This window comes from Sandarakinorhabdus sp. (assembly GCF_041689835.1).
Classification (GTDB): domain Bacteria; phylum Pseudomonadota; class Alphaproteobacteria; order Sphingomonadales; family Sphingomonadaceae; genus Sandarakinorhabdus.
On sequence record NZ_JBDNFM010000013.1, the window covers coordinates 1 to 4,909 of the forward strand.

The window sequence follows — 4,909 nt, forward strand, 5'->3', positions numbered from 1 at the left end:
AGGATTGGAATCGATCAGCACGCGCGGGTGATCGGTGTCGCTTGCCGCATCGACGCCGGCCACCAGCCGCGCCATGAAATCGGCCGTGGCTGCCGGCCCCATGCCTCCGATCACGCCGATCGTGCGCCAGGCGGGCATCAGGTTAATTCGGGATTACGCAGATCGCCGGCAAAGGCCGACAGCGACGGCGAGCCGCCGGTGTGCAGGAACAGCACGCGTTCGCCAGCAAAAGCGCCCTGCCGCGCCAGCCCGATCAGCCCGGCCATCGCCTTGCCGCTGTACACCGGGTCGAGCAATATGCCTTCTTTGGACGCCAGCAGCCGCACGGCTTCCACCATTTGCGCGGTGGGCAGCGAATAGCCGGGGCCAACCCAGTCCGCGAGCGCGACGATATCTTCGGCCACCGGTTGCGGCGTGCCCATCAGATCGGCAGTCGCCTGCGCCAGTTTCAGCACATTGGCTTCCTGTTCAGCGCGGGCGCGGCGCACGTTGATGCCCGTCACCGGGATGCCGGCATTCAGTGCTACCAGCCCGGCGATCAGCCCCGAATGCGTGCCGGCACTGCCCGATGCCACCACGATGCGATCGAATGCAACGCCCGCATCGAACGCCTGCACCATGATTTCCTGCGCGCAGGCGGCATAGCCCAACGCGCCCAGCGGCGACGAGCCACCGCCAACGATAATATAAGGCTGCCCGCCAGCCGCCGTCACCGCTGCGGCTTCCTCGGCCATTTCGGCAGCCAAATCGGTGCCGGCCTTGACCATGCGCACACTGGCCGCGCCCATCAGATCAAACAGCAGATTATTGCCCAGCCCCGCTTCGGAATAGCTGCCCGGCACCCGCTCTTCGATTATCAGCCGGCAATCCAGGCCTTCCTTGGCCGCGGCGGCGAGCGTGAGCCGGCAATGGTTGGACTGCGGCGCACCCACGGTGATCAACGTATCGGCGCCCTTGGCCAGTGCATCGGCGATCAGGAATTCAAGCTTGCGGGTCTTGTTGCCGCCGCCGGCCAAACCGAGCAGATCGTCGCGTTTGATCCAGATTTCACCGCCGCCGGATTCTGTCGCCAGCGCCGCCGTAAGCCGCGGCATCGGCTCCAACGGGGTGAAACCGGGGGTGTAATGACGGCGAGGGAAGCGGGCAAGGTTCATGACGGCAGCTTGTGCCCGTGCCCGTGCGGCAATGCAACCGTGCGCCGGGCGCGAAAGCCGGCCAAGATGACACTATGGAAGATTTCAACACGCCTGCCGGCATTGCCATCGCCTGGGCTGTGGGGCTGTGCCTGATCGGCGGGCTGATGACGCCGCGCGCCGATTGGTATGCCCGCCTCAACAAGCCGTCGTGGCAGCCGCCGGGCTGGGCGTTCGGCCCGGCGTGGACGGCCATATTGGGCTTGGCCGCCTGGAGCGGTGTGATCGCCTGGGAGGCTGCGCGCGGGCCTGCCGACCAGCAGGCCATCCTGATCCTTTTTGCCGTCAACGGTGTGTTTCACCTGCTGTGGAGCCCGCTGTTCTTCAAGGCCCAGCGGCCAGACTGGGCGCTGGCCGAGGTGCCGTTTCTGTGGGGGTCCATCTTGGCCCTCGTGGCCGGGCTGTGGCCGATTGCGCCCGAGGCTGCGTGGCTGAATTTGCCTTATCTGGCATGGGTGAGCTTTGCGAGTTTCCTCAACCTGACCATCGTTCGCCTCAATCCGCGCCCAGCCGCCGCCTGACCGCTCCCTGCTACTTCAACCGGCACGATCCCACGGCATCAGCGCGCGCGGCACCAGATAGGCGGTGTCCACGCCAAACTGCACCAGCGCCGGATCTTGAACAAAGCGGCGATCAAGCCCCGTTGCTTGGGAATCGGTCGGCAGTTTGGCCGTATCGAACCACAGCCCGCGTGCGAGTGCCCCTTTGCCTTGCGCGCCGTCGCCACTCGCGGGCGGCATCAAACCGGCACAGCGACAGCGCCGATGCCCTTGGCGCGCGCACCCGAAAGCTGGTGGCGCTGTCAGCAACATGCGAGCCGTAGGGCAGCATCAGGTCACGACATCAGGCGCAGTGCGGCCGGTGTGGTGGGCAATCCCGGCGATGTCTTCGGCTGCGGCCACGATGGCTTGCAGCATGTACGCCGTGTCGCCGCTGATGTGGCCATCGGCTGGCTCATAGCGTTCCAGATACACCCGCAAGGTCGCGCCCTGCGTGCCGGTTCCCGACAGGCGGAACACCACGCGCGAACCGCCTTCGAACAACACGCGCAGGCCCTGGTTGGCACTGATCGAGCCATCGACCGGATCGGTGTAGGAAAAGCTGTCGGCACCGGCCACGGTCAAGGTGCCGAAGGTCGAACCCGGCAGGGTGGGCAACCGCGCGGTCAGCGCGTCGATCAGCGCATCGGCCAGTGCGCTTTCAATGGCTTCATAATCATGGCGGGCGTAATAATTGCGCCCGAACCGCGCCCAATGATCGCGCGCCAGTGCATCGACGCTGATGCCGCGCACGGCCAATATGTTGACCCACAGCAACACCGCCCATAGCCCGTCCTTTTCGCGGATATGGTCCGATCCGGTGCCGGCGCTTTCCTCGCCGCAGATCGTCGCGAGGCCGGCATCGAGCAGCGTGCCAAAGAATTTCCACCCCGTGGGGGTTTCAAAACACGCGATGCCCAGCGCCGCTGCCACCCGGTCCGCCGCCGCGCTGGTCGGCATTGACCGCGCGATGCCCTTCAGCCCCGCCGCATAGCCCGGCGCCAGACGCGCGTTGGCCGCCAGCATCGCCAGCGAATCCGACGGGGTGATGAAACGGTGCTTGCCAATGATCAGATTTCGGTCGCCATCGCCGTCCGATGCAGCGCCGAAATCCGGCGCATCCGGCGCCATCATGGCGTCGTACAGCGCCTTGGCATGCACGAGGTTGGGATCGGGGTGATGCCCGCCAAAATCTTCCAGCGGAGTACCGCCGCGCACGGTTCCGGCAGCAAAGCCAAGCCGTCGTTCGAGGATTTCCACTGCATAAGGCCCGGTGACCGCGTTCATCGCATCAAACGCCATGGTAAAACCGCCGGCCACCGCCGCACGCATGGCGGGAAAATCGAACAGGCTTTCCATCAGCTGCGCATAGTCGGCGACCGGATCGATGACATCGACTGCCATCCCTGCCACCGTCACCGTGCCGACCGTGTCGAGATCGATATCGGGCGCCGTCACCGTCAGCCAGCGATCAATGACCCGCGTGCGCGCGTAAACCGCCTCGGTGATCGCTTCGGGTGCAGGGCCGCCATTGGCGATGTTGTACTTGATGCCGAAATCTTCGTCCGGCCCGCCGGGATTGTGGCTGGCGGACAGGATCAGGCCGCCGCTGGCGTGATATTTGCGGATGACATGGCTGGCCGCCGGCGTTGAGAGGATGCCGCCTTGCCCGACAATCACCCGGGCATAGCCATTGGCCGCCGCCATGCGGATGGCCTGCTGGATGGCGGTGCGGTTGTAGAAACGCCCGTCACCGCCCAGCACCAGCGTGGCACCACCGGGGCGTTCCACCACATCGAACACGGCCTGGATGAAATTTTCGGTATAGTTTGCCTGCTGGAAGATCTTCACCTTCTTGCGCAGGCCCGACGTGCCGGGCTTCTGCCCGTCAAAGGGCGTGGAGGCGATGGTTTCAATCATGGGTTTGCCCCGGCAAGTTGCTGATAGATGGCGGCATATTGTGCGCCGCTGCGCCGCCAGGAAAAATCAGCGGCCACGCCGTTGCGCTGGATTTGTTGCCAGTGATCGGGCTGTCGGTACAGGGCGATGGCGCGGCTGAATGCGGCGGCGAGGCCGTGATAATGCGCCCCGTCGAATTGCACGCCCGTCGCCGCCCCGACACCGGGCACGGCGGGATTTGCATCGATGACGGTATCGGCCAGACTGCCGGTGCGATTCATCTCCGGCACGCACTCATGGGCCAATTCGCACAACTGGGTCTCCGCATCGCCCGAGCCGAGGATTGCCAACCGCGCGCCATTGCCAACCAGGAAATCGAGCACTTCGCAAATCACATCGGTACCCTTCTGCCGCGACAGCCGGCTGACCATCAAGAACAGTGGGCCATCATCCTTGTCGAGACCAAAATGCTGTTCCAGCGCGCGTTTGTTGACCTTGCGTGCATCCGGAATGCGCGCGTTGTAGTGGGCTGCCAACGCTGGATCGGTTTCGGGGTTCCATCGAGCGGTGTCGATGCCGTTGACAATGCTGCGCACGCGGTCTCCGCGAATCGCAGCCAGCCCTTCCCCCCATGCCGAATTCCGGACGGACGATCTTGCGGGCACAGGTGGAGTTGACGGTGGTCACCATGTCGGCGAGTTGCAGCCCGGCCACCCCGATGCGAGCGATTCATGGCCGGCGAACATGCGCGCGTCACCTTACGCCTCAGGAAAACTCTCCGCTTTACCGGAGCAAGTCCATCGTTCCCCTGAAGGTCAAGTGGCGCATTCGATCCGGTGGTATTTTTATCGAACGTCAGGCGTGCTGTTTTCCCGCTTCAGGCCACCCCAACGCGGCGTCGTGAGCGCGAAGATTATCGAGCCAGAAACTCCAGTCCTGGGGGAGCAGAGAGAAGGGATTACCGTGCCCGAGTTCGCGGGCCGCCCAGATTGGCCAATGCGGGTTTGACAACGCCGGGCGCCCCAAAAACACCAGGTCGATCGCGCCTTCTTCGATTACGCGATTGGCCAGCGCCGGCACGCCCAAATTCCAGCTGACGCCGACGGGTATATCCACCTCGCGGCGCAATCGCGAACCTCTCTCGACCATGAAGGCCAGCTGGTTGAAGGGACGTTCGCTCATGTCGTCGGTGTTGAAACCCAGGCTCAGATCCGCGAGATCCACGCCGTGTTCCTTCATGGCAGCAACTGCCACGATTGCGTCATCGAACTGTATCCC

The 4,909-nt window shown here is 64.4% G+C and carries 6 protein-coding genes; 1 reads left to right on the forward strand and 5 read right to left on the reverse strand.

Annotation, left to right across the window (positions count from 1 at the left end):
• Positions 1-137: 137 nt before the first annotated feature.
• The gene (locus ACESL8_RS00625; RefSeq protein WP_372914838.1) at positions 138-1,154 is read right to left on the reverse strand and encodes a D-cysteine desulfhydrase; all 1,017 of its coding nucleotides are present in this window, start codon (positions 1,152-1,154) and stop codon (positions 138-140) included.
• 74 nt (positions 1,155-1,228) lie between these two features.
• Here ACESL8_RS00625 and ACESL8_RS00630 point away from each other — a divergent pair, with 74 nt between their 5' ends.
• A complete protein-coding gene (locus ACESL8_RS00630) occupies positions 1,229-1,714 on the forward strand; it encodes a TspO/MBR family protein (RefSeq protein ID WP_372914840.1) in 486 nt (161 codons plus the stop codon).
• A gap of 15 nt (positions 1,715-1,729) precedes the next feature.
• On the opposite strand, the gene ACESL8_RS00635 is transcribed toward ACESL8_RS00630, so the two are convergent.
• The 4 genes from ACESL8_RS00635 to ACESL8_RS00650 form a co-directional block, all read right to left on the reverse strand.
• Positions 1,730-1,933, reverse strand: coding sequence for a hypothetical protein (locus tag ACESL8_RS00635; protein WP_372914842.1), 204 nt, complete (start codon positions 1,931-1,933; stop codon positions 1,730-1,732).
• A gap of 90 nt (positions 1,934-2,023) precedes the next feature.
• Positions 2,024-3,652, reverse strand: coding sequence for an alpha-D-glucose phosphate-specific phosphoglucomutase (locus ACESL8_RS00640; protein WP_372914844.1), 1,629 nt, complete (start codon positions 3,650-3,652; stop codon positions 2,024-2,026).
• Positions 3,649-4,227, reverse strand: a complete 579-nt coding sequence (locus tag ACESL8_RS00645) for a hypothetical protein (protein ID WP_372914846.1) — start codon at positions 4,225-4,227, stop codon at positions 3,649-3,651. The genes ACESL8_RS00640 and ACESL8_RS00645 overlap by 4 nt, the downstream gene beginning before the upstream one ends.
• A 259-nt stretch (positions 4,228-4,486) precedes the next feature.
• On the reverse strand, positions 4,487-4,870 hold the full coding sequence (locus ACESL8_RS00650; RefSeq protein ID WP_372914848.1) for a hypothetical protein: 384 nt from the start codon (positions 4,868-4,870) through the stop codon (positions 4,487-4,489).
• Positions 4,871-4,909: the final 39 nt, after the last annotated feature.